Origin of the sequence: uncultured Bradyrhizobium sp. (assembly GCF_936943645.1) — a bacterium.
Lineage (GTDB): Bacteria > Pseudomonadota > Alphaproteobacteria > Rhizobiales > Xanthobacteraceae > Bradyrhizobium.
Genome location: NZ_CAKZJO010000108.1, coordinates 1 through 22875 on the forward strand (window position 1 = coordinate 1; position 22875 = coordinate 22875).

Here is a 22875-nt window from a genome sequence, read left to right on the forward strand (position 1 = left end):
TAGCTTGCTGCGGCGGCTGCTGGCCCGGCGCCGTTTCGTTCTTCTTGGCCTTCTTGGCCTTGGGCTGGCCGGTGTTGTCGTAGACGCCGGGAATCTGCACCGTGCCACGGTCCGGATCGATGCGGATGGTGCGTCCGCCATATTCGAAAGTGTACTGCGCCTGGGCAGCTGTGCTCGCCAACAAAAGGAATGTGGCCGCAGCCAACAGCTTCCTCATTTCGGATCTCCTCAACAGATGGTCCCCGCACCGACGCTTAGGCGCCGGTCCGATCGCAAAAAGTGATCTAGATCACTGTCTCGGTATGAGTCGTCGTCCTGCTGTTCCGGGTTCAATAGCCCAGGGGCCAGTCCAAAGTGAGGCCGCGGCAAGCGACACGAGGACGCGGCCTGAAGCGCCGTTCCAGCGGAATCAGAACGGCATCCCGGCTTTCCACGTCATCGAGTCCTTCCCGACGCGACCGGTCCCTTGCGTCGCGCGACAAACGCCCTAGTCGAACCAGGCGGCGTAGATCTTCCTGTAGCTGCCGTCTTCCATGGAAATGTGCAGCCATTGGTCGACGAAGGCCTTCAGGGCCATGTCGCGCTGAAGCCAATAGGCCTTCTCGGAGAAGTCGAACGGTTTTTCCGGATGCACCGCGCAGAGCACGCCCTGATGCTGCTTCTGCTGGTAGCGCGTCTCCGAGGCGTCCGTCATCATCAGGTCGGCTTTGCCCTTGGCGATCTCGTCGAAGATCACCGTGTTGTCGGGAAAGACGGTGATGTCGGCATCCTTGATGTTGGCGCGCGCGAAGCGCTCGTTGGTGCCGCCGGGATTGACGATGACGCGGGTGCCTTTCTTGTCGATGTCGGCAATGCTCTGGTACTTGCCGACGTCGGCGCAGCGCGTGATCGGCGTCTTGCCCTCGCGCATGATGGGCGTGGAGAAGAAGCCCTTCTTCTGCCGGTCGAGCGTGACCGAGACGCCGCCCATGGCGATGTCGAACTGGTCGGCCTCGAAATCCTTCATCAGCTTCGGCCAGGCCGTGGGCACGAACTCGACCTTGACCCCGAGCGCCTTGCCGAGTGCTTCCGCCATGTCGACGTCGAAGCCGCTGAATTTCTGCGTCGTCTTGTCCAGATAGGTGAAGGGCTTGTAATCGCCGGTCATGCCGACGCGCAAGGTGCCGCGCTTGACGATCTCGTCGAGGCGCGAGGGGGATGCCTGTTGCGCATGGGCCGAAACAATTGCCGACACCGCCACAACCAAAGCCACTGCAATTCGAACGGACATCTCTTCTCCACCCCTGCGCAAGCTGTCATTGTGCAGCTCTTTACGGCGTGGATTTAGACCAGATGCGCGCGTCTGGCGAGGCGGAATTGAAAGGAATCTCGACGTGACGATCTCGATGCACGAGGCCTCGGTCGGCCTCTTCGTACCCCATTTGCGCAACCTGTCGGTCCTGCTGGACAAGGGCGTCGTCTATGCGGAGGCCCGCAAGTTCAACCCGGCGGTCCTGCTCGGCATGCGCCTTGCGCCGAACATGTACGATCTGGCGCAGCAGGTGGGAGAGGCCTGCCGCCATGCCGTGGTCGCGCCGGCCCTGCTGGCAGAATGCGAGCCGGTCGCGCTGCCCCCGCTCGAGCACGACATGGCCGGGCTGCAGGCGCGCATTGCGACGTCGATCGAGTTCATCGAAAGCCTGCCGCGTGCAGAGATCGACGCGGCGGCCGAGCGGAATGTCTTCTTCAAGCTGAAGAACGGGACGGAGCTGCCCTTCACCGGGCGGACGCTGCTGCTGACGTTCAGCGTTCCGCAGTTCTTCTTTCACGTCACGACCGCCTACGACCTGTTGCGGCACGCAGGCGTCGAGCTGGTGAAGCGGGACTTCCTCGGCCCGCGCGAGCGCTGACTCGCCGCGCTTCAGGCTTCGCCCTTGCGCTCGTAGTCGGCGAGCGAGCTGCGGCCGGCGATCTCGCTGCGCAGCAGCTCGAAGCGCCTTTGCGCCTCGTCCTCCTGGACGTCGACGAAATGCACGGCGGCCTCGCTCGTCATGGGGCCGCTGACAACCGGCGCGGATTGTTCGCCGATGGTCTCGTGCACGTAGTACTGGCCGTCATCGCCGCGATGGACCGTCCATTTGAGCCGGATCGCCACCATGGGGCCGGGCCCGACCTTGCTATAGCCATCGGCGTCGGTGTGCTCCGGCACCAGCGGCTGCTCCTCGACGACAGGATGGTCGTCGAGAGCCGGCTGCTCGTCGATGTCCGCCTGCTCGTCCGAAGCCAGGTGCTCACGCTCTCCGGCGACCACGACTTCGGTCTCGGTCTGGCGAACGACGAGAACGGGCTCGGGGTTTTCCAGGATGCTGGCGATGGTCGCCAGCGCGTGGTCGGTCGGGTCGATCTCTGACAAGGGTCCATCCTCCAGCTCGACGCGGCCGGCTAGTTTGTCCCACTGCCGCCGCGGCCGGGAACATTAGGCGCGTTTGATTAAGGCTGAGTTGGGGCTCGATCTGCACCAAAATGGGACGCATTCTGGCCATCCGAAGGCGGATGGGTTGACCATCCGCCTCGGGTCGCGTTCAGCCCAGCACGTCCTGATTGATGACGTTCTGCGTGATGGGATCCCCGTCCAGCACACTCAGGATGTTGCGCGCGGTCTGCTCGCTCATGCGCTGGACCGCCTCGACCGTGACGCCGGCGACGTGCGGGGCGATGATGACGTTGGGCAGCGCGAACAGCGCGTTGCTGACCGGCGGCGGCTCCACCTCGAACACGTCGATGCCGGCGCCGGCGAGCTTGCCGGACGTCAGCGCGTCATAGAGCGCGGCTTCCTTCACGATGCCGCCGCGCGCGGTGTTGATGAGATAGGATTTCGGCTTCATGCGGCCGATCCTGTCAGCATCGAACAGGCCGACGGTCTCCGGCGTCTTCGGGCAGTGGATGGTGACGAAATCGGCGTGAGGCAGCGCCGCGTCGAGGTCCGCGACCGGCTCGCAGCCGGCGGCCTTGATCTCGGCTGCAGGCTTGTAGGGATCGTAGACCTGCACCTTCATTTCCATGGCAAGGCACCGCTTGGCGGTGCGGCTGCCGATGCGGCCGAAGCCGATGATCAGCACGGTCTTGCCGTAGAGATCGAACGGCAGCATGCCGAGCCGGTCGGCCCATTTGCCGTCCTTGACGCAGGCATGCAGCTCCTGCGCGCGCTTGGCCAGCGTCAACATCATGAACAGGGCCTGTTCGGCGACCGAGGGCGAGTTGGCGCTGCCTGCCACCATCAGCGGCACCTTGCGGCGGGAGAGGGCGGGCACGTCGACGGCGTCGTAGCCGACGCCGATGCGGGTCACCACCTTCATGTCCTTGGCGGCTTCGAGCTCGGTCTCGCCGAAGGCGGTCGCGCCGAGCGCAACGCCATGGACCGGCGCATGGCTCTTCAGCAGGGCCTCGAAATCCCGGGCCGAGATCAGGTTGGCGAACTCGACGAGCTCGATGTCGTCGCGCTGGGTGAGGAGGGCGCGGGCCCCTTGCGACAAAGTTTGCGTAACGAAAATCTTCTTCTTGTTGGTCGCCATCGTCCCCTGCCTGCACGAGTTTCTTGAACCGGCGTCACAACACGACGCCGGTCGCCTCGTTTAGCAGGTGCATGTTATTGAGGTCCATCGCCAAACGCATGGGAGCCCCGTCCGTGGCGCCGGCATTGGGATCGACGCGGCCGCAGACCGGCGTGCCGTCGAGCCCGAAATAGACCAGAGTCTCCATGCCCATCGGCTCGGTGACGTCGAGCACGGTGTCGAAGGACTCGACGCCCGGTCCGTGATGGGCGTGCGACTCGGTGAGATGCTCAGGCCGGATGCCGAGCAGGAGCTTCTCGGTGCGCGGCAACGCGTTGTAACGCGCAGCGCGGGCCGGCGGCAGCGCAAAGGCGATGCGGTCGGTGAGGCGGATCTGCAGCGTGCCGCCGACATCCTCGAGCCGGCACGGGATGAAGTTCATCGCGGGCGAGCCGATGAAACCGGCGACGAAGCGCGTGGCCGGCTTGTGGTAGAGCTCGTTCGGCGTGCCGATCTGCTCGATCTTGCCCTTGTTCATCACCACGACGCGGTCGGCCAGGGTCATCGCCTCGACCTGGTCGTGGGTGACGTAGACGGTGGTGGTGCGCACCTTCTGGTGCACCTTCTTGATCTCGATCCGCATCTGCACGCGGAGTTTCGCGTCGAGATTGGACAGCGGCTCGTCGAACAGGAAGACCTTCGGGTTGCGGACGATGGCCCGGCCCATCGCGACGCGCTGGCGCTGGCCGCCGGAGAGCTGCTTCGGCTTGCGGTCGATCAGGTCGGTGATGTCGAGCAGGCGGGCAGCCTCCGTCACCCGCGCCTTGATCTCGGCCTTGGGATAATGCTTCAGGCGCAGCCCGAACGACATGTTCTCCGCGACCGTCATGTGCGGATAGAGCGCGTAGTTCTGGAACACCATCGCGATGTCGCGGTCCTTCGGCGGCACGTCGTTGACGACGTCGCCGCCGATCATGATGTCGCCGTCGCTGATGTCCTCGAGCCCGGCGATCATCCGCAGCGTCGTCGACTTGCCGCAGCCGGAGGGGCCGACCAGCACGATGAACTCGTGGTCGGCGATGTCGAGGTCGATGCCGCGCACGGCTTCGACGTCGTCGTAACGCTTGACTACCTTCCGCAAAGCAACGTCAGCCATCGAACTTCAGCTCCTCGCCATCAACCCTTTGTCGCACCGGCGGTCAGGCCGGCAATGTAGTAGTCCATCAGGAACGCATAGATGATCAGCGGCGGTGCCGCGCCGAGCAGCGCGCCGGTCATGATCTGTCCCCAGTTGAATACGTCGCCCTTGATCAGCGTGGTGATGATGCCGACCGGCAGCACGAGCTGGTCCGTGGAGGTGGTGAACACGAGCGGATAGAGAAATTGCGCCCAGGACACGGTGAAGGCGAAGATGGTCGCGGCGATCAGCCCGGGCAGCGCCACCGGAATGAAGATCCGGGTCAGCGTCTGAAACCAGGATGCTCCGTCGATGATCGCGGCCTCGTCGAGCTCTTTGGGGATCGAGGCGAAGTAGCCGATCATGATCCAGGTGCAGAACGGGACCGTCAGCGTCGGATAGATGAACAGCAGCACGTACCAGCGGTTGATGAGCTGGATGCCGGTCCAATCGCCGAAGAGCGCAAACACCTTGAACAGCGGAATGAACAGCAGGCTGTCCGGGATGAGATAGGTCAGGAACACGCCGGTCGCCAGCGTGGCCGACCCCCAGAACCGCATCCGCGCCAGGGCAAATGCCGCGGGCACGCTGATCAGCATCGTGATGGTGACCACGAATATCGAAACCAGCGCGGAATTCCAGAAGAACCTCAGGAACTGGTTCGATGTCAGCAGGCCGATATAGTTCTCGAGCGTCGGGTGGAACACCCACCATGGATTGGTCGCCGCCGAGATTTCGGCGCTGCTCTTGAGCGAGGTGACCAGCATGTAGATCGGCGGCAGCAGCGAGAAGATCGCAAACAGCGTCAGAAAGAAGTACGACCATCGCAGCGCCCATTTGCGGTCGCGGCTCATGCTTCCATACTTGACGGTGCGCGTCGGCGCGGCCTTGTCTATCGTGACTGAGCTCATCAGGCTTCATTCCCGCGCTTGTTGACATCCCGCAGGATGAATATCGCTGCGACCGCCAGGATCGGCACCATGAACAGGGAGACGCTGGCACCAAGCGGAATGTCGCTTCCCTCGATGCCGATCCTGAAGGCCCAGGTGGCGAAGATGTGAGTGTGGTCGAGAGGGCCGCCGGCGGTCAGGATCCGCACGATGTCGAAATTGGCGAACGTCACGATCAGCGAGAACAGCGTCGTGATCGCGATGATGTTGCGCATCATCGGCAGCGTCACGTACCAGATGCGCTGCCACCAATTGGCGCCGTCGATCGCTGCGGCTTCATAGAGCTGGTCGGGCACCGATTTCAGGGACGCCAGATACATGATCATGAAGAACGGTGCGCCGTACCAGACGTTGACCAAGATGACGGAGAAGCGCGCCCAGGCCGCGTCGCCGGTCCACGGGATCGGTCCGATTCCGAAGAACGACAGCGTATAGTTGAATGCACTGTAGGAGGGATCGAACAGCCACAGCCATGCGAGCGTACTCATCGCAGGTGGGATCACCCAGGGCACCAGCAGCATGCCGCGCCATTTGCGCTGACCCTTGGCCGGAATGTTATGGACGAAGTGCGCGACGATGAAGCCGATCAGCGCCTTGAAGAACACGGCCGTGATCGCGAAGATGCAGGATTGCTTGACCACCAGCCAGAACGTGTCGCGCTTGAACAGGAACTCGAAGTTGCCGAGACCGACGAATCTCTGCATCGACTTGTTGAGCGTCGCCAGATGAAGCGAGTAGAACGCAGGGTAAAGCACCAGAAGCGCGATAAGAATGATCAGCGGCAGGGTCATCAGGAACGCCGCAGTCGATTTGCGTTTGAGCGCCTTTTGCAGACTAGAGCGTTTTCGCGCAGGTTGCGCTGCGCCAACCCTGTCCGGCTGCAATGCGACATCCGCCATGGTGCATTTCCTCGCGCGGTTTTGTCGGTGGACCCGACTCTTGGGAGGGTCGAGAGCCGAAGCTGTCGGCTCTCGACAGGTGGATGAGACGGAACACTCGCCGCAGGCGGCCTAAGGCCGTCGCGGCGAGCCTTTCCGGTCTAGCTCCGCATGAAGCCTTCGCATTCGCCTTCGGCCCAGGCGAGCGTCTTCTCCATCGCTTCGCCCTGATGATACCGCAAGCACATCTTGGTCAGTGTGGCCTGCGCATAGATCTGCTGGGCGATCTTCGGCGGCGCGGGAGAGGCTGCAATCGACAGCGTCTGATGCTTGTAGGGGTTCGGATAGTGATAGAGCGTGCCTTTCGGCGGCCCTTCCTCCTGCCAAACCTTCAACGTCGTCAGCTTCTCATAGGCCGGTAGGTCGTAGCCGCCGCTCGCGACCACCATCTTTTCGATCGCCGCCGGCTTCGACAAATGGACCAGGAGATTCTTCGCCGCCTCCTTGTTCTTCGAGAAGTTCCAGATGCTCCAGAAATACGGCAGGTAGGGAGCAAAACGCCCCTTTGGTCCGGCCGGGAATCCGTGCGTCCAGCATTGCTCCGCGACCTGCGGCGCGTCGCGCTTGGCGACGGCCCAGGCGCTGGGCGGGTTCATGATCATCGCACCCCTGCCGGAGACCAGCCATTTGTTGTTGGATGCGTCGTCCCAGGCGGCGACGTCGGGCGGCAGGAAGCTGATCAGCTTCTTGTAGAAGTCGAGTGCCTGACGAACCGCATCGGTCTTGACCGTGAGATTGCCCTTGGCATCGACGAGCTGGGCGCCGAACGAGAGGAAGATCGCGCCCGCCGTATCGACATTGTCGGTCGTCTCGCCGAGGCCGATTCCGAACGGGAAGCCTGCCTTGTGACAGGCTTCGGCAGCCTTCAGGAATGTTTCGAGCGTCCAGTTGTCGGCCTTTGGTTGAGAACCGGCCGGATACATCTCCTGGACGTCGATGCCCGCGTGCTTCTTCATCAAATCGATGCGGGAGCAGGGGCCCTTGATTTGACTGCCGACGCAGGCGGGAACGCCGAGCCATTTGGTCCCTGACGTGCCGAGATACTTGGCTGTGCCGTTCACCTCTCCGTTCTCGGCGATGATCGGCTTCATGATGTCGCTGACATCTTCCAATTGCTCGGCGTTGGAGTGGGCCCACCATGTCGGCATCGCGAAAATATCATGGCCCGACTTGGCCTGCGCTTCGGCGGCAATCGTCAGCAGGTTCTTGTTGCCCTGACTTGGGATGTAGTCGATCGTAACTTCGACCTTCTCCTTCGCCGCCCATTCGTTGACGAGGTCGGTCGAAGCCTTGTTGGCGCCGGGGACCCAATGGTCCCAGAAGCCGATCGAGAGTTTGCCGGCGGCGTAAGCGCCCCGGACATAGGGCGCCGTGATCAGCGCCGCGGAGGACATTGCAGTGGCAGCCACAAATTGACGTCGCGTCAGTTTCTTGCGTGACATCTCGTTTCCTCGCCTGGGTGTTGTTGTTGGAGTTTCCTCTAAGACTTCTTTTTTCCGAGTTCTTGTTGTTCGATTTTCTTATTGGTGCCGTCGGCTCAATCGAAATTCACGCAGGCCGCAGCAAATTGGTAGCGCGATCAGATCATGATTGGTCGCGTCTGTCGAGAAAGCCGAACGTGCCCGCGCATAGAACTAACGTTGCGTGTTGGAAGGCAGCAATCGTGCGCCGGTCGTCAGCTGCGCTCGCTCGTTTTGCGATGCACACTTGACGTGAACCGGTCTGGAACGATCCGTGCGCAATTACGCCGCAGTTTCGAATGAGCCTGCATAACCGCTTCGTGCGAAAGAGTTTTCGGACGTGGACAGCACTTGGCTGCGTCTGGACCGGATCGCGGCGGAAACGATAGAGTTGCAGTTGCGGGGGCTCCCGCTCCAACAGGCCAGTCATATCGACGATGGAGACGAGAATGATCAACCCGGCGCCGTCAGCGCGGCTTCACTTGCGGCGATGGTTTGCGCTGGGGGCCGTGCTCGCGCTGCTGCTCGGTGGCGCCGCAGTGGCCGATGCTCAAGGTTTGGTCAAAGGCGTTCAGGATGGCGCGGCGGCCGGAAACAAGGCGGCGGGTCCCGTCGGTGGCGTGCTCGGCGGCGCAATCGGCGGCGTGGTCGGCGTCTTCACCGGCGTGCTCGGTGTCGGCAACAACAACGGCAATCAGGCTCCGGCCGCCAAGGACAATACGGGCAAGGATGCCAAGCAGCAGGGCGCCGCCAAGGAAAAGGATAAGGACAAGGACGCCAAGAGCGCCAAGGGGGGGAAGGGCGCCAAGGCGAGCAAGGAGGCGAAGAACGCACCACAGGGCAAGGACAACAAGGACGTCACGGTCCTCACCCAGCCCGGCGCCCCGCAGCAGACCGCCGAACAGATCGTTGCCAACAGCGATTCCTATATCGAGCGGATCAAGACCGAGCTGAACCTGACACCCGACCAGGAAAAGCATTGGTACGGTTTCTCGAGCGCAATGCACTACCTGGGGCATAATGGTGCAGAGCGGCTCAACTTGCGGGTTGCCCGCGCCAAGCGGGATCCGCCCGATGACATCATCGAGCAGATGCGCAACGAGGCGCAGTTCCTGATCGACCGCGCCGCCGACCAGCGCAATGTCGCCGATGCCGCCGAGCCGCTGTATTCGAGCCTCGACGACAAGCAGAAGCAGGTCTTCATCCAGGAGATGGTGCGCCTGAGCCACGAGCGGGGATTGGATTGATCAAGTTGAATCGGATCGGGCGCGTCTGAATTAACGGCGCCTGCCACGAATTCGTGAATCCCCTCCGGAATTGAGGTATGATTATCTTGGCAAGCTGACTGCGGGGTTGATATGGCGGACGGACTCTCCGTTTTCCTGGTCGAAGACGAGGCGTTGATCCGGATGATGATCGCCGACATGGTGGTGGAACTCGGCCACCACGTCGTCGCGGAAGCGGATAATGTCCGGGACGCCAGTGCGTTCGCGATGACCGCTCAATATGATCTGGCCATCCTCGACATCAATCTCATGGGCGTCTACGTCGATCCCGTCGCCGACCTGATCGAGCGCCGTGGCAAGCCGTTTCTGTTCGCCACCGGCTACGGTCCGGAACTGCTGCCATCCTTGCTCCGGCGCAGGCCGATCCTGCGCAAGCCCATTGCGATGGACCAGCTCAAGGCGATGATCGATTCGATGTTTCCGGGCCCTGCGCCCCAAGCGCCGCATTGAGCCAGAACGAAAATGGCCGCCCGTCAAGGGCGGCCATTTGGCGATGGAACTTGTGGCGGTCTCAGACCAGGCCGGCGCCGAGGTCGATGCCGTATGCCATCAGGCCGAACGAGGCGACCAGGCCCGTGCAGCACAGCAGCAAGATGGTCTTGAACGACGAATCGGAAAAACGGGTTTCGACGGCGGCCGGCATCGCGGCAAGCGAAATCATGCTCATGTTTCATTCCCCCCTTGTTGATCCTGAATTGCATCAGGTGAGGGAACTTCTAGAGCAAAAAGTTTGACATCAGATTGCGAGGCGTCGTTAACGGAGTCGCAATCGAGGCTCGCGTCCTCACCGGCTGCGGCCGGATTGCACGCCTCAGTTGCGGCCGTTCTTCAGCACCGTGGCAATGGTCTGGGCGGTCATGGCGGCCCGGTCCGAAGCGCGCTGGGCGGCCAGCCGGTCCCGCGCCTTTTCCTCGATCAAGAGGTCGATCAGTGCCAGCCGCTTGTCTTCGTCGTCCGCCTCGCACAGCAGGCGGTGATAGCGGTGATAGTCGAAACCCAAATCCTGCTTACGCATGTCACGCCCCCGCAACTACGCCACACACACGGCGGGATTGTTTCTCATCCGAAACAGGCGTGCAAGCGCGATCCCGTCCGGAGGCGTGCATGCGCAGCAATCAGCTGTGCATGACTGGAACCGTGAGCAGCGGAGACGACCGGATCTCAACCCGCCTGTGAATCGGCAAACATCTTCAGGCCGAGGAAGCTCGCATCGGGCTTCGTCACCAGCCAGGCCGGGATATTGCGCAAGTAATTCTCGAAGCGCCCCTTCGCCTCGAAGCGCGCACGAAAGGCGGAGGCCGCAAGGAACTCGGGGAAGCGGGGCGCGATGCCGCCGGCGATGTACACGCCGCCGCGAGCGCCGAACGTCAGCGCAAGATTCCCCGCAACGGAACCGAGAATGGCGCAGAACATATCCAGCGTCGCACGGCTGTGCGCACAGCTGCCATCCAGGGCCGCCTTGGTGATGCCAGCCGCGTCGCGCCGCGGCACGTTTGCGCCGTCGACCTCGGCCAGCGCGTCGTAGAGATTTTGCAGGCCGGTACCGGACAGCGCGCCGAATTCAATGTCGACATGGCCCAGGCGCCGGCGCAAGGACGCGATCACGCGTTCCTCATGCTCGTTCTCGGCCGGCAGGGTCGCATGTCCGGCTTCCGTGACGATGGCCAGCCGCGCGCCATGGCGCTCGACCAGACAGGAGACGCCAAAGCCGGTTCCCGGTCCGACCACCAGCAGCGGCTCTCCGGGCAGGCCATTTTGTCCACCCAGCGGAATCAGATCGGCAGGATGCAGGGCGGGCAGGGACCAGGCGACCACCTCGAAATCGTTGAGCACATGGACGCTGTCGAAGCCGAGCGCCGGCTGCAGCTCGTTGCCGTCGATGACCCAGGGACTGTTGGTCATGACGCAGCGATTGTTGGTGACAGGCCCCGCTACGGCCAGCACGGCTCTTTGGGGGCGCTGGCCGCCGGCCCGCCGCGCCAGGACGTCCGCAATGGCGTCCCGGACGGTTGGGAAATCGGCAACCTTCACGTAGTCGATCGGTTGGGCCTGATCGAGTTGGCCCAATTCGCTCCGGCTCAGCGCGAAGCGCGCATTGGTGCCGCCGATATCGGCGAGAAGTATCTGTCCAGTCTTGCCGATATCCATGCCGGTATTCATGACCTCGTGGCTGCCGCCGCCCGCTGGCCGCGGCACCCTGTCCTCCACACATTCGACCCGATCCGCCTGTCGCGGATGATGCGAGAATCCGCCCCAGGATGCGCCTAGTCAACACGGACGGGGCGAAACCGTTGCATGCTGGCGGGCGCCCGGCGACCAATTCGCGTCGCAAGGCGCCAGCGGTTGCGAAGCAGCGCGGGAAGACCGACACTAAGGGGGGCTTGTCCGGCGCAGGCGTGCCGGACCCTTCAAACGAGACCGGTGATGAAGATTTCCGACCGCGATGTGCTGCTGGCGATCGACGTGCAGAACGACTTCTGCAGCGGCGGATCGCTCGCCGTTCCCGGCGGCGAGAAGGTCGTCCCCGCCATCAACCGCATCGCCCAAAGATTCGGCAATATGGTGCTGACCCAGGATTGGCATCCGCGCGACCACGTCTCGTTTGCGCCGAACCATGCGGGCAAGCAGCCGTTCCAGACCATTGAGCTTGACTACGGCACCCAGGTGCTCTGGCCGGCGCATTGCGTGCAGGGCACCTCCGGTGCCGAATTTCATCGCGATCTCGACGAGACGCGCGCGAGCCTCGTGGTGCGCAAGGGCTTTCGCCGCGGCATCGATTCCTATTCGGCCTTGTTCGAGAACGACAAGAGGACGCCGACGGGCCTGCTCGGCTATTTGCGCGAGCGCGAGCTGAAGACCGTCTTCGTCACCGGGCTTGCGCTCGATTTCTGCGTCCGCTTCTCGGCAGAGGACGCCCGCAAGGCGGGATTCGAGGTCGTCGTCATCGCGGAGGCCTGCCGCGGCATCGATCTCGACGGTTCGGTGGCCGCGACACATCAGAGCTTTCGACAGCGCGGCATCTCGGTGGTCGGGCTGGAGGCGTTCCTTTAGGGATCGTGAGATAGTCATGGTGGGAAAGGCCCGCAAAGAGAGAAACGCCCAGGACGCCAACCCGGAGGATCCGCTGCTGTGGCCGTTTGCGGCGGCGCGTCTTGCCATGGATTCCTGCTTCTGGTGGCTGGAGCGCGGCCCGGTGGAGCAGGACGACAGCGGTCTGGCCTGGACGACGCCGAACGACGTCGCGCTCGAGCTCGCGACCATGCGACTGCGCGATTGCTCGAAAGACAAGTCCGGCCCGCCGGCGCTGGTCTGTGCGCCCTATGCATTGCATCGGGCGCTGATCGCCGATTTCGCGCCCGGCCACAGCGTGGTGCAGTCCCTGCAAGCCGGCGGCATCGACCGAGTCTATCTGACCGATTGGCGCTCGGCGACGCCGGATATGCGCTATCTCTCGATCGACAGCTATCTCGGCGATCTCAACGTCGCCATCGACGAGATCGGCGCGCCGGTGGATCTGGTCGGCCTGTGCCAGGGCGGCTGGCTGTCGCTGCTCTATGCGGCGCGGTTTCCGGCCAAGGTGCGGCGGCTGGTGCTCGCAGGCGCCCCCGTCGACCTGTCGATCGAGTCCTCGTTGTGCCGGCTTACCCGCAACGCGCCCGGTATGGTCTACGACCAGCTCGTCGCGCGCGGCGGCGGCAATGTCAGCGGCGGGGAGATGCTGCGCCTGTGGTCCAAGGCGCCGAACCGCGATGATATCGTCGCGGCGCTTCAGCGAGACCTGTCGGACGAGGAGGGCGCGGCTCTGCTCGCGCGCTTCGACCGCTGGAACGCGGAGACGCTCGATCTGCCGGGCAAATATTATCTGGAGATCGTCAAACGGATATTCCGGGAGAACCGGATCGCCGGCGGCAGTTTCGTCGCACTTGGTCGCACGATCGATCTGAAGGACGTCAAGGCACCGGTCTTCCTGCTGGCCGGGCTTGACGACGAGGTCGTGCCGGCTGCGCAGGCGCTTGCCACCGCGGGGCTCCTCGGCACGCCGCCGGCCTTCATTGCGGCGGCCTCCGAGCCGAGCAATCACCTCGGCCTCTTCATGGGCGCGCGCACCCACGCGCATGCCTGGCCGCGCATCGCCGCGTGGCTGCGCGACGATCTGTCCGGCGCACTGGCCCACCGCGCCTGAAATCGCCAGGCGCAGGCCAAGCGGCCCTGCAAATCCGTTATGCATGACGGCGGATGGCCTGCACGGGCCGCGGCCGATGGGCTACATAGGGTTCGGAGCTGACGGCTTCGGCCGAGAAGAGATTAAGGGTACTGCGCTCGATGACTTTCCACTCGATCTACGCTCACGGATTTGCGCGCGTCGCGGCCTGCGTCACCACCTCCCATGTCGCCGATCCCGCGGCCAACGCCAAGGCGGTGCTGGCGGCGGCCAATGCCTGTCACGAGCAGTCGGTGGCGGTCGCCGTGTTTCCCGAGCTGTGCCTGTCCGGATATGCGATCGAGGATCTGGTCAAGCAGGATCCGCTGCTGGACGCCGTCGAGCGGGGCCTTGCCGGCATCGTCGAGGCCTCCGCGGGGCTGATGCCGGTCCTGATCGTCGGCGCGCCGCTGCGCTTTGGTCATCGCATCTACAATTGCGCCGTCGTCATTCATCGCGGCAATTTGCTCGGCGTGGTGCCGAAATCCTATCTGCCGACCTACCGCGAATTCTACGAGGGCCGGCATTTCGCCTCGGGCGCCGGCATGGCCGGGGAGACGATCAGCTTCGGCGGGCTGCACGCGCCATTCGGCGTCGACCTGCTGTTCGCGGCCGAGGACGTTCCGGGCCTCACCATCGGCGTCGAGATCTGCGAGGACATGTGGATCCCGGTGACGCCGGCCTCGGAGCTGGCGCTGGCGGGGGCCAGTGTTCTCATCAATCTCTCGGGCAGCCCGATCACAATCGGCCGGGCGCGCTCGCGCGCGCTGCTGTGCCAATCGACCTCCGCACGCTGCCTTGCGGCTTACGTTTACGCGGCCGCCGGCGCCGGGGAGTCCACCACGGATCTGTCCTGGGACGGCCAGACCTCGATCTACGAGAACGGCGTGCTGCTGGCCGAGGGCGAGCGCTTCCGCCAGGGCGGCCAGGTCACGACAGCCGACGTCGATCTCGATCTGCTCCGGCAGGAACGCGCGCTGATGGGCACGTTCGACGACAACCGCAGGCAGCGCGAGGCGTTCTATCGCAAGGTGACGTTTGCCCTGAAACCGCCGTCCGCCGACATCGGCTTCCTGCGCAAGATCGAACGCTTCCCGTTCGTGCCGAGCGACGAAGGCCTGCTCGAGCAGGATTGCTACGAAGCCTACAACATCCAGGTCGCCGGCCTCGTGCAGCGCATGCGCGCCACCGGCACCAAGCGCGTCGTGATCGGCGTCTCGGGCGGACTCGATTCCACCCACGCATTGATCGTCGCCGCCAAGGCGGTCGATCTGCTCGGCCTGCCGCGCGAGAACATTCTGGCCTACACCATGCCGGGCTTTGCCACCGGCAGCGAGAGCAAGAGCCATGCGCTGGCCTTGATGCAGGCGTTGCACACGAGCTGGCAGGAGCTCGACATCCGCACCACCGCGACGCAGATGCTGAAGGACATCGGCCATCCCTTCGGGAATGGCGAGAAAGTCTACGACGTCACCTTCGAGAACGTGCAGGCGGGGCTGCGCACGGATTATCTGTTCCGGCTCGCCAACCATCACGGCGGCATCGTGATCGGAACCGGCGATCTCTCCGAGCTCGCGCTCGGCTGGTGCACCTATGGCGTCGGCGACCAGATGGCGCATTACAACGTCAATGCCGGCGTGCCGAAGACGCTGATCCAGCACCTGATCCGCTGGGTGATCTCATCACAGCAGTTCAGCGGTGACGTCAACCGCACGCTCGGCTCGATCCTGGTCGCCGAGATCTCACCCGAGCTGGTGCCGGTCGAGCCCGGCCAGAAGCCGCAGAGCACGGAAGCCTCGGTCGGGCCGTACGAGCTGCAGGATTTCAACCTGTTCTACACGTTGCGCTTCGGCATGCGCCCATCCAAGATCGCCTTCATGGCGCAGCACGCCTGGAAGGACGTGGCCAAGGGCGAATGGCCGCCGGCCTTTCCGGCTGATCGTCGCAGGGCCTACGAGCTCGAGGAGATCAGGCGCTGGCTCGAGGTGTTCCTGCGCCGCTTCTTCGCCTTCAGTCAGTTCAAGCGTTCGGCGATGCCGAATGGCCCGAAGGTCTCGTCGGGCGGCTCGTTGTCGCCCCGCGGCGACTGGCGCGCGCCATCGGATTCGAGTGCGGCGGCGTGGCTCGAGGACCTCGAGCGGAACGTGCCGAACTGATCAACGGGATCGGGCGGGGGAGAGGATCGGATGTCGGCGGGGGATCGGGCGGAAGCGGACGAGGCCAAGGTCGTCAACGGCCTCTACATCTTCGACATCGAGATGCGCGACGGCAAGCGCGGTCAGGCGAGGGGCGTCGTCGTGCTCTGCGACGGGCGCATCATGGGCGGCGACAGCTATTTCTACTACACCGGCAGCTACACCTTCCGGAACGGTAAGTGGCGCGGCGACATGATCGTCAACCAGCACACGGAAGCTGTCGGCAAGACGCTCGTCTTCGGAGGCAGGGAGGTGACCTGTGGTTTCTCCGGTGATTATTACCCGGGCGGCGCCGAAGTCGAAGGCATGGCGCTGGTCGGCAAGATCAGCGTCACGTTCACGGCACGGCTGACGTTGAAGGATGCGATGTGAGCTGACGGCGGCTCGTCCGCACCGATCGCTCTCGCGCCAGGAGCGACAGCACCTGCCGAAGCGACAACGCGCCGCCCGGATGCCCCAGCCGGACGGCGCGAAGTTGCGTTCAATCTTAGAAAGTTTCGAGGTCCGGAGTGCCTAGGAGTCCGGACCTCGTCACCTTGCCCCAGCTTCAATCCCCCGCCCCATGTGGTCCCCCAACCCCATGTAGCGCGATCAGAGGGTGATGCCCGTGGAAGTGGCCGCCGATCGATGTCCCGCGATGTACGCGAACTATGGTTAGGATTCCATTCCGGATCACTACGGACAAGGATACCGCTTGCCATGTGCTCGCTCGACATCGCAGCCGCCGCCCTTGTGCGAATCCGGCGCGTAGTCGGCGAGATGTCCACAATTCGTCCGCGCTGCGAAATCCGCGCTTCACGGGCCTGTCATTGAACTGGTCTAGCGCTGCTCCCCGTCATCGCTGACGGTCAAGGAGCAAGCCATGTCGAAGCCGGTGCTGGGCGCCGCATTGTCCATCAAATCGATCCCCGCGCATCGCGACTGGCTTCTGGACCGGCAGCGCGACCTCGAGATCCAGGACTTCTTCCGCGCCGATCTGCTCGACAGCGACTGGCGCAGCACCGCCAGCGAGATCAAGCAGATGCTGTCGGGCCATACCGGTCGGCTCGGCATCCACGGCCCGTTCTGGGGCTTCAAGATCGACAGCCACGATCCCATGATCCGCCAGGCGGTGACCAAGCGCCTGCTCCAGGGCCTCGATGCCGCCGAGTTCCTCGGCGCGACGCAGATGGTGATCCATTCGCCGTTCACGACCTGGGACCACAACAATCTCGATCTCTATCCCGACAATCGCACCAACATCGTCGAGCGCGTCAAGGCGACGCTCGCCGAATTGATCGCGCGCGCCGAGACGATCGGCTGCGAGATCGTCATGGAGAACATCGAGGACAAGGATCCGCGCGACCGCGTCCGCCTCGCCAAGGCGCTGGAAAGCGCCAAGGTCCGCGTCTCGCTCGACACCGGCCACGCCAACTACGCCCACATTTCCACCGGTGCGCCGCCTGTCGATTACTACGTCGAGACCGCCGGCGACATGCTGACGCATGTGCATCTTCAGGACACCGACGGCTTTGCCGACCGGCACTGGGCGCCGGGCGAAGGCAACATTCCGTGGGTTGCCGTATTCCGCGCGCTGGGACGGCTGAATTCCAACCCGCGGCTGATCCTCGAACTGCGCAACCACGACGACGTCCGCAAGGGCGCAGGCTATCTCGCCGCGCTCGGTCTCGCCGAATAACCAGCATCATCCAGGGCAGGGGTCACCGCCATGAGCAAACTTACCCGTCGCACCATCCTGAAATCCGGCGGCGCCGCCGCAAGCACGCTGCTGCTGCCGCGCTTTGCCATCGCGCAAGGCGATAACCGTCCGTCGGTGACGGTCGCCGTGCAGAAAGTGACCAATGCGAACGTGCTCGACGTGCTGCGCGAGCAGTCCAATGTCGGCGAGCGCGTGTTCTTCTCCTCGATCTGGGAAGGCCTGATCTCGAAGAACTGGCGCGGCAATCTCGAGGCCGTGCCCGGCCTTGCCACCGAATGGCGCCGCATCGACGACCAGACCGTCGAGGTGAAGCTGCGCCAGGGCGTCAAGTTCCACAATGGCGACGAGCTAACGGCCGAAGACGTCGTCTTCACCTTCAGCCGCGAGCGCATGTTCGGCGAGACCGAGGCCAAGAGCCGCTCGACCATCCAGGCCTTCGAGAAGATCCCGACGCCGCGGCCGGGCAAGGAGCTGCCGCCCGACGTGCCCGCGGTCGCGCGCCGCATCTGGCCGGACCTCGTCCGCGTCGATGCCGTCGATAAATACACCGTGCGCTTCTACAACGCGACGCCCGACGTCACCATCGAGGGCCGGCTGTCGCGCTACGGCTCCGACATCATGAACCGCCGCGCCTGGGAAGAGTCCGCCAGCTATCTCGACTGGGCGCGCAAGCCTGTCACCACGGGTCCGTACAAGGTCGTCGAGCTCAAGCCCGACGTCTCGCTGACGCTCGAAGCCCACGACGAATATTGGGGCGGCCGTCCGCCGCTCAAGCGCATCCGCTTCCTCGAAGTGCCTGAAGTGGCGAGCCGCATCAATGGACTGCTCTCGGGCGAATACCAGTTCGCTTGCGACATCCCGCCGGACCAGATCGCCGGCATCGAGAAGAATTCGGCGTTCGAAGTGCAGGGCGGCACCATCCTCAATCACCGCCTCACCGTGTTCGACAAGAACCATGCCGTGCTCGCCAATCCGCTGGTGCGCCGCGCCTTCACCCACGCGATCGATCGCCAGGCCATCGTCGACAGCCTGTGGGCCGGCCGCACCCGCGTGCCGAAGGGCCTGCAATGGGAATTCTACGGCGACATGTTCAATGCCGATTGGGACGTGCCGGCCTACGATCCCAAGCTCGCCCAGGATTTGCTCAAACAAGCGAACTACAAGGGCGATCCGATCCCGTATCGCCTGCTCAACAACTACTATACCAACCAGGTCGCGACCGCGCAGGTGCTGGTGGAGATGTGGAAGTCGGTCGGCCTCAACGTCCAGATCGAGACCAAGGAGAACTGGTCGCAGATCATGGAACGCGCGCCGACCCGCGCCGTGCGCGACTGGTCGAACTCGGCTGCCTTCAACGACCCCGTGTCCTCGCTGGTGGCCCAGCATGGCCCGAACGGCCAGCAACAGCAGATCGGCGAATGGACCAATGCCGAGCTGAACAAGCTCTCGGAGTTCCTGGAGACCTCGACCGATCGCGCCGCCCGCAAGAAGGCGTTCCGCCGCATGCTGGAGATCGCCGAGCGCGAGGATCCCGCCTATACGGTGCTGCACCAGAACGCGACCTTCACGGCCAAGCCGAAATCGATCAAGTGGAAGGCCTCGCCCGCCTTCGCGATGGATTTCCGCGCCGGCAATTTCGAGGCCTGAGATGTCGCCGCTGGTCAGTATCCGGGACCTGCGCGTCGCCTTCGGCGGCGTGCCGGTCCTGCGCGGCGTCGATATCATCCTGCAGGAGGGCGAGGCCGTCGGCCTCGTCGGCGAGTCCGGCTCCGGCAAGTCGGTCACGTGGCTTGCCGCGCTCGGGCTGTTGCCGCGGCACGCGCAAGTCTCCGGCTCGGTCCGGCTCGATGGCCGCGAGCTCCTCGGCGCGCCGGCTTCCGAGCTCGACCAGGTCAGGGGCGGGCGCATCGCCATGATCTTCCAGGATCCCGCGAGCGCGCTCAATCCGGTGCTGACCATCCGCAGACAGCTTTGCGAGGCGCTGATTCTGCATCGAAACCTCTCCGGTGAGGCCGCGAAGGCGGAAGCTCGGCGGCTGCTCGATGTCGTCGGCATTCCCGACGCCGGCCGGCGGCTGGAGGCCTATCCGCATGAATTCTCCGGCGGCCAGGTCCAGCGCATCATGATCGCGATGGCGCTCGCCGGAAATCCGGACCTGCTGATCGCGGACGAGCCGACCACCGCGCTCGATGCCACCATCCAGGCGCAAATCCTGGAGCTGCTCTCCGCCATCCGCCGCGAGATGAACATTGCGATGGTGCTGATCAGCCACGATCTCGGCGTCGTCGCGGAAAACTGCGACCGCGTCGCGGTGATGTATGCCGGCCGCATCGTCGAGCAGGCGCCCAGCAACCAGCTCTTCGCCGACCCTGTTCATCCCTACGCGCAAGGCCTGATCGGCGCGCTGCCGCCGCTCGATGGGCCACGCCGCCGCCTCACCGCCATCCCAGGCACGGTGCCTGATCCCGCGCAAATGCCTGACGGTTGCGCCTTCGCGCCGCGTTGCGCGATGGTGGCCGAGGCGTGCAGTGTTTCCGCGCCGAGTCTGGCGCGCATCGCCGATGATCGGGCCGTCGCCTGCATCCGAGCCGAAGCCTCGCGCTGCGCGCTGCTCGGGATCGCCGCCGAATGAGCCCGCCGCTCGTCGAGGTGTCCGCGATCTCCCGCAGCTACAGCATGCGCTCGGGCATGTTCGGCCGGGCTGCGGCCGTCCATGCCGTCGACGGCGTGTCGCTGACCATTCCCAGAGGCGAGACGCTGGGCCTTGTCGGCGAGTCCGGCTCGGGCAAGTCGACCACCGGCCGTATCGTGCTTGGGCTGGAGCCGCCCGATCGGGGCGAGGTGCGCTTCGACGGCAAGGCGATGGCCACGCCAGGGACGGCCGCGTGGCGTGCGCAGCGCGCGCGGATGCAGATGATCTTCCAGGACCCGCTAGGCGCGCTGGATCGGCGCCTGCCGGTCGCAACGCAGATCCGCGAGCCGCTCGACATTCACGGCATCGGCACGCCGGCGATGCGCGAGGAGCGCGTGCGCGAATTGCTGCGCGCGGTCGAACTGATGCCGGCGCATGGCACGCGCTATCCGGGGGCGCTGTCCGGCGGCCAGCGCCAGCGCATCGTGTTGGCGCGGGCGCTTGCGACAAAGCCCGATTTCCTGGTCTGCGACGAGCCGGTGAGCGCGCTCGACGTCTCGATCCAGGCGCAGGTGGTGAACCTGCTTTGCGATCTCCAGGCGCAGCTCGGGCTGACGCTGCTGTTCATCAGCCACGACCTGCGGGTCGTCAGGCAGATCAGCACGATCGTCGCCGTGATGTATCTCGGCCGCATCGTCGAGATCGGCAGCGCCGACGATCTCTTTGCGCGTCCCGAGCACCCTTATACGCAGGCGCTGGTCTCGGCGTCGCCCGCGCCGGGCCGCCGCAGTGCCGGCCGTATCGTGCTGGCAGGCGATCCGCCGAACCCGGCAGCGCGCCCCCAAGGCTGCGCCTTCCATCCGCGCTGCCCGCGCGCCGTCGCCCGCTGTGCGAGCGAGGTGCCGGCGCTTTCGGCCGTCGGCGGCGACAGGCAGGTGGCCTGTCATCTCGTGACCGGCGCGCAAACGCGGGACGCCGCGTGATGGGACGCTATTTCGCCATCAGGATCGGACGCGCCGCGCTCACCATCGTGCTCGTCGTCACTTTCGCCTTCGTCGTGTTGCGGCTGTCAGGCGATCCCGCGCTGATGATTTTGGGACCTGAGGCGCCGCCCGAGGTGCTCGCGGCGTTCCGCAAGGCCTGGGGCCTCGATGATCCCATCTGGTTCCAGTATCTCGATTACTTCCATGCCATCGCCAAGGGCGAGCTCGGCCGCTCCATGCGCGACGGGCGGCCTGCGATCGAGCTGGTGCTGGAGCGCATTCCGGCGACGCTGGCGCTGACGCTGCCGGCCTTTGTCTTCAAAGTCGCGCTCGGCGTTCCCGCCGGAATCTACGCTGCGCTGCATCGCGGCTCCGCCATCGACCGTGCCGTGATGATGACGGCAGTCGCCGGCTTCACCGTGCCGAGCTTCGTGCTGGCGCTGATCCTCGTGCTCGTCTTCGCCGTGCAGCTCGGCTGGCTGCCGTCGGGTGGACAAGATAGCTGGCGCCACGCCATCTTGCCGATTGCAACGCTGAGCCTCGGCGGCGCCGCCGTGCTGGCGCGCTTCACCCGCAGCGCCATGCTGGAGGTGCTCGGCCAGCCCTATATCCGCACCGCCTCGGCCAAGGGCGTGCCGTGGCGCAAGGTGGTGACCTCGCATGCGCTGCCGAATGCGGCGATCCCGACCGTGACCATCCTGGGATTCATGGTTGGTACGCTGATCGCTGGCGCGGTCGTGGTCGAGAGCGTGTTTGCCTGGCCGGGGGTAGGGCGGCTGCTCGTCGTTGCCGTCGCCAACCGCGATCTTGCCGTCGTGCAATGTATCCTGCTGCTGGTGGCGATGACCATGGTCACCTCCAACCTGATCGTCGACTTCCTCTACGGCTTCCTCGATCCGCGCCTGCGCGCGAAGGGAGCGCACGCATGACCGACGCGACGCTGAAGGACACCACCCGCCACATCAGCCTGCCGGCGATCCCGATCTCGGTCCTCCTTGCGATCAGCTGGATCGTCGCGATGCTCGTGGTCGCAGCCTTCGCCGAGAAGATCGCGCCCTATGGCTACACCCAGCTCGACCTGCGCAACCGGCTCGCTGCACCCGGCAATGTCGCGCACTGGCTCGGCACCGACGAGCTTGGCCGGGATGTGCTGTCGCGGCTCCTCGTCTCCATCCGCATCTCGCTGCTGATCGCCTTCGGCGCCACCGCCATCTCCGCGATCGTCGGCACCACGCTCGGCTTCCTCGCCGCGCATTTCCGCGGGCTCGTCGAGCAGCTCGTGCTGATGCTGACCGATTTCCAGGCCAGCATGCCGTTCCTGATCATGGCGCTTGCCGTGCTCGCCTTCTTCGGCAATTCGCTGCCGCTCCTGATCGGCCTGATGGGCCTGTTCGGCTGGGAGCGTTACGCCCGCATCGCCCGCGGCCTTGCCATCTCCGCCAATGCGCAGGGCTACGCCGCAGCGGTCCGCCAACTCGGCGCCACGCCGTCGCGGATTTACCTCAGGCACATCTTGCCCAACATCGCCTCGACCCTGATCGTCTCGACCACGCTGGTCTTCCCCGAGGTGATCCTGATGGAGTCGGGCCTGTCCTTCCTCGGCCTCGGCGTGCAGCCGCCGATGACCAGCCTCGGCAACATGGTCGGCTACGGCCGCGAGTACCTGACCCGGGCCCCCTGGATCATGCTGGCCCCGGCGACCACCATCGTGGTGACCACGCTGGCGGTCTCGGTCATCGGCGACTGGCTGCGTGACCGGCTTGATCCGACGCTGCAATAGGCGGTCTCGTGTCCCGGACGCGCGAAGCGCGAGCCGGGACCCAG

23 protein-coding genes and 1 pseudogene are annotated in these 22875 nt (G+C 64.7%); 13 read left to right on the forward strand and 11 right to left on the reverse strand.

What is annotated here, in order from left to right; all coding sequences use genetic code 11:
* Together Q0743_RS32350 and Q0743_RS32355 are read right to left on the reverse strand one after the other, a co-directional pair.
* A pseudogene (locus tag Q0743_RS32350) lies at nucleotides 1-217 on the reverse strand (DUF2147 domain-containing protein); the annotation flags it as partial.
* Nucleotides 218-487: 270 nt separating this feature from the next.
* Nucleotides 488-1270, reverse strand: coding sequence for a transporter substrate-binding domain-containing protein (locus tag Q0743_RS32355; RefSeq protein WP_298245471.1), 783 nt, complete (start codon nucleotides 1268-1270; stop codon nucleotides 488-490).
* A 115-nt stretch (nucleotides 1271-1385) separates the two neighbouring features.
* Between Q0743_RS32355 and Q0743_RS32360 the strand changes: the two genes are divergently transcribed.
* Nucleotides 1386-1889, forward strand: coding sequence for a DUF1993 family protein (locus Q0743_RS32360; protein ID WP_298245549.1), 504 nt, complete (start codon nucleotides 1386-1388; stop codon nucleotides 1887-1889).
* Nucleotides 1890-1900: 11 nt separating this feature from the next.
* Here Q0743_RS32360 and Q0743_RS32365 read toward each other — a convergent pair whose 3' ends face one another.
* The 6 genes from Q0743_RS32365 to Q0743_RS32390 form a co-directional block, all read right to left on the reverse strand.
* Nucleotides 1901-2392, reverse strand: coding sequence for a hypothetical protein (locus Q0743_RS32365; protein WP_298245472.1), 492 nt, complete (start codon nucleotides 2390-2392; stop codon nucleotides 1901-1903).
* 169 nt (nucleotides 2393-2561) lie between these two features.
* Complete coding sequence (locus Q0743_RS32370) at nucleotides 2562-3551, reverse strand: hydroxyacid dehydrogenase (protein WP_298245473.1); 990 nt, start codon at nucleotides 3549-3551, stop codon at nucleotides 2562-2564.
* 34 nt (nucleotides 3552-3585) lie between these two features.
* Entirely contained in the window at nucleotides 3586-4686 is a 1101-nt protein-coding gene (locus Q0743_RS32375) for an ABC transporter ATP-binding protein (RefSeq protein ID WP_298245474.1), read from the reverse strand.
* Nucleotides 4687-4706: 20 nt separating this feature from the next.
* Entirely contained in the window at nucleotides 4707-5618 is a 912-nt protein-coding gene (locus Q0743_RS32380) for a carbohydrate ABC transporter permease (RefSeq protein ID WP_298245475.1), read from the reverse strand.
* The gene (locus Q0743_RS32385) at nucleotides 5618-6556 is read right to left on the reverse strand and encodes a carbohydrate ABC transporter permease (RefSeq protein WP_298245476.1); all 939 of its coding nucleotides are present in this window, start codon (nucleotides 6554-6556) and stop codon (nucleotides 5618-5620) included. The genes Q0743_RS32380 and Q0743_RS32385 overlap by 1 nt, the downstream gene beginning before the upstream one ends.
* 140 nt (nucleotides 6557-6696) lie before the next feature.
* The gene (locus tag Q0743_RS32390; protein ID WP_298245477.1) at nucleotides 6697-8037 is read right to left on the reverse strand and encodes an extracellular solute-binding protein; all 1341 of its coding nucleotides are present in this window, start codon (nucleotides 8035-8037) and stop codon (nucleotides 6697-6699) included.
* Nucleotides 8038-8504: 467 nt separating this feature from the next.
* On the opposite strand from Q0743_RS32390, the gene Q0743_RS32395 reads away from it, so the two are divergent.
* The gene (locus Q0743_RS32395; RefSeq protein WP_298245478.1) at nucleotides 8505-9302 is read left to right on the forward strand and encodes a Spy/CpxP family protein refolding chaperone; all 798 of its coding nucleotides are present in this window, start codon (nucleotides 8505-8507) and stop codon (nucleotides 9300-9302) included.
* A 111-nt stretch (nucleotides 9303-9413) separates the two neighbouring features.
* Nucleotides 9414-9791 carry a response regulator gene (locus tag Q0743_RS32400; protein WP_298245479.1) on the forward strand — a complete coding sequence of 126 codons (378 nt, stop codon included), beginning with the start codon at nucleotides 9414-9416 and terminating at the stop codon, nucleotides 9789-9791.
* Between the two features lie 61 nt (nucleotides 9792-9852).
* Here the strand turns inward: Q0743_RS32400 and Q0743_RS32405 are convergent, their stop codons facing one another.
* The 3 genes from Q0743_RS32405 to glk form a co-directional block, all read right to left on the reverse strand.
* Nucleotides 9853-10008, reverse strand: coding sequence for a hypothetical protein (locus Q0743_RS32405; protein ID WP_298245480.1), 156 nt, complete (start codon nucleotides 10006-10008; stop codon nucleotides 9853-9855).
* Nucleotides 10009-10152: 144 nt separating this feature from the next.
* Nucleotides 10153-10356, reverse strand: a complete 204-nt coding sequence (locus Q0743_RS32410) for a hypothetical protein (RefSeq protein WP_298245481.1) — start codon at nucleotides 10354-10356, stop codon at nucleotides 10153-10155.
* A 146-nt stretch (nucleotides 10357-10502) separates the two neighbouring features.
* Entirely contained in the window at nucleotides 10503-11489 is a 987-nt protein-coding gene (glk, locus tag Q0743_RS32415; protein WP_298245550.1) for a glucokinase, read from the reverse strand.
* Nucleotides 11490-11765: 276 nt separating this feature from the next.
* On the opposite strand from glk, the gene pncA reads away from it, so the two are divergent.
* The 10 genes from pncA (at nucleotide 11766) to Q0743_RS32465 (ending at nucleotide 22831) form a co-directional block, all read left to right on the forward strand.
* Nucleotides 11766-12392 carry a bifunctional nicotinamidase/pyrazinamidase gene (gene pncA / locus Q0743_RS32420; RefSeq protein ID WP_298245482.1) on the forward strand — a complete coding sequence of 209 codons (627 nt, stop codon included), beginning with the start codon at nucleotides 11766-11768 and terminating at the stop codon, nucleotides 12390-12392.
* 16 nt (nucleotides 12393-12408) lie between these two features.
* Entirely contained in the window at nucleotides 12409-13524 is a 1116-nt protein-coding gene (locus Q0743_RS32425; protein ID WP_298245483.1) for an alpha/beta fold hydrolase, read from the forward strand.
* 140 nt (nucleotides 13525-13664) lie between these two features.
* Entirely contained in the window at nucleotides 13665-15698 is a 2034-nt protein-coding gene (locus Q0743_RS32430; RefSeq protein WP_298245484.1) for an NAD(+) synthase, read from the forward strand.
* A gap of 30 nt (nucleotides 15699-15728) precedes the next feature.
* Entirely contained in the window at nucleotides 15729-16109 is a 381-nt protein-coding gene (locus Q0743_RS32435) for a GrlR family regulatory protein (RefSeq protein ID WP_298245485.1), read from the forward strand.
* A gap of 490 nt (nucleotides 16110-16599) precedes the next feature.
* Nucleotides 16600-17415, forward strand: coding sequence for a sugar phosphate isomerase/epimerase (locus tag Q0743_RS32440; RefSeq protein ID WP_298245486.1), 816 nt, complete (start codon nucleotides 16600-16602; stop codon nucleotides 17413-17415).
* A 30-nt stretch (nucleotides 17416-17445) separates the two neighbouring features.
* The gene (locus Q0743_RS32445; RefSeq protein ID WP_298245487.1) at nucleotides 17446-19083 is read left to right on the forward strand and encodes an ABC transporter substrate-binding protein; all 1638 of its coding nucleotides are present in this window, start codon (nucleotides 17446-17448) and stop codon (nucleotides 19081-19083) included.
* Between the two features lies 1 nt (nucleotide 19084).
* The gene (locus Q0743_RS32450) at nucleotides 19085-20068 is read left to right on the forward strand and encodes an ABC transporter ATP-binding protein (RefSeq protein ID WP_298245488.1); all 984 of its coding nucleotides are present in this window, start codon (nucleotides 19085-19087) and stop codon (nucleotides 20066-20068) included.
* The gene (locus Q0743_RS32455; RefSeq protein WP_298245489.1) at nucleotides 20065-21051 is read left to right on the forward strand and encodes an ABC transporter ATP-binding protein; all 987 of its coding nucleotides are present in this window, start codon (nucleotides 20065-20067) and stop codon (nucleotides 21049-21051) included. Before Q0743_RS32450 ends, Q0743_RS32455 begins: the two co-directional genes overlap by 4 nt.
* Nucleotides 21051-21980 (forward strand): ABC transporter permease, encoded by a 930-nt coding sequence (locus Q0743_RS32460; protein ID WP_298245490.1) that lies wholly within the window; start codon nucleotides 21051-21053, stop codon nucleotides 21978-21980. Before Q0743_RS32455 ends, Q0743_RS32460 begins: the two co-directional genes overlap by 1 nt.
* Nucleotides 21977-22831 carry an ABC transporter permease gene (locus Q0743_RS32465; RefSeq protein WP_298245491.1) on the forward strand — a complete coding sequence of 285 codons (855 nt, stop codon included), beginning with the start codon at nucleotides 21977-21979 and terminating at the stop codon, nucleotides 22829-22831. The genes Q0743_RS32460 and Q0743_RS32465 overlap by 4 nt, the downstream gene beginning before the upstream one ends.
* The last annotated feature ends 44 nt before the right edge of the window (nucleotides 22832-22875 follow it).

Bases quoted from the DNA above. Each gene is read 5' to 3' on its own strand.
- Q0743_RS32355 (WP_298245471.1), bottom strand. From the start codon at position 1,270: ATGTCCGTTCGAATTGCAGTGGCTTTGGTTGTGGCGGTGTCGGCAATT.
- Q0743_RS32360 (WP_298245549.1), top strand. From the start codon at position 1,386: ATGCACGAGGCCTCGGTCGGCCTCTTCGTACCCCATTTGCGCAACCTG.
- Q0743_RS32370 (WP_298245473.1), bottom strand. From the start codon at position 3,551: ATGGCGACCAACAAGAAGAAGATTTTCGTTACGCAAACTTTGTCGCAA.
- Q0743_RS32375 (WP_298245474.1), bottom strand. From the start codon at position 4,686: ATGGCTGACGTTGCTTTGCGGAAGGTAGTCAAGCGTTACGACGACGTC.
- Q0743_RS32380 (WP_298245475.1), bottom strand. From the start codon at position 5,618: ATGAGCTCAGTCACGATAGACAAGGCCGCGCCGACGCGCACCGTCAAG.
- Q0743_RS32385 (WP_298245476.1), bottom strand. From the start codon at position 6,556: ATGGCGGATGTCGCATTGCAGCCGGACAGGGTTGGCGCAGCGCAACCT.
- Q0743_RS32390 (WP_298245477.1), bottom strand. From the start codon at position 8,037: ATGTCACGCAAGAAACTGACGCGACGTCAATTTGTGGCTGCCACTGCA.
- Q0743_RS32395 (WP_298245478.1), top strand. From the start codon at position 8,505: ATGATCAACCCGGCGCCGTCAGCGCGGCTTCACTTGCGGCGATGGTTT.
- Q0743_RS32400 (WP_298245479.1), top strand. From the start codon at position 9,414: ATGGCGGACGGACTCTCCGTTTTCCTGGTCGAAGACGAGGCGTTGATC.
- Q0743_RS32405 (WP_298245480.1), bottom strand. From the start codon at position 10,008: ATGAGCATGATTTCGCTTGCCGCGATGCCGGCCGCCGTCGAAACCCGT.
- Q0743_RS32410 (WP_298245481.1), bottom strand. From the start codon at position 10,356: ATGCGTAAGCAGGATTTGGGTTTCGACTATCACCGCTATCACCGCCTG.
- glk (WP_298245550.1), bottom strand. From the start codon at position 11,489: ATGGATATCGGCAAGACTGGACAGATACTTCTCGCCGATATCGGCGGC.
- pncA (WP_298245482.1), top strand. From the start codon at position 11,766: ATGAAGATTTCCGACCGCGATGTGCTGCTGGCGATCGACGTGCAGAAC.
- Q0743_RS32425 (WP_298245483.1), top strand. From the start codon at position 12,409: ATGGTGGGAAAGGCCCGCAAAGAGAGAAACGCCCAGGACGCCAACCCG.
- Q0743_RS32430 (WP_298245484.1), top strand. From the start codon at position 13,665: ATGACTTTCCACTCGATCTACGCTCACGGATTTGCGCGCGTCGCGGCC.
- Q0743_RS32435 (WP_298245485.1), top strand. From the start codon at position 15,729: ATGTCGGCGGGGGATCGGGCGGAAGCGGACGAGGCCAAGGTCGTCAAC.
- Q0743_RS32440 (WP_298245486.1), top strand. From the start codon at position 16,600: ATGTCGAAGCCGGTGCTGGGCGCCGCATTGTCCATCAAATCGATCCCC.
- Q0743_RS32445 (WP_298245487.1), top strand. From the start codon at position 17,446: ATGAGCAAACTTACCCGTCGCACCATCCTGAAATCCGGCGGCGCCGCC.
- Q0743_RS32450 (WP_298245488.1), top strand. From the start codon at position 19,085: ATGTCGCCGCTGGTCAGTATCCGGGACCTGCGCGTCGCCTTCGGCGGC.
- Q0743_RS32455 (WP_298245489.1), top strand. From the start codon at position 20,065: ATGAGCCCGCCGCTCGTCGAGGTGTCCGCGATCTCCCGCAGCTACAGC.
- Q0743_RS32460 (WP_298245490.1), top strand. From the start codon at position 21,051: ATGGGACGCTATTTCGCCATCAGGATCGGACGCGCCGCGCTCACCATC.
- Q0743_RS32465 (WP_298245491.1), top strand. From the start codon at position 21,977: ATGACCGACGCGACGCTGAAGGACACCACCCGCCACATCAGCCTGCCG.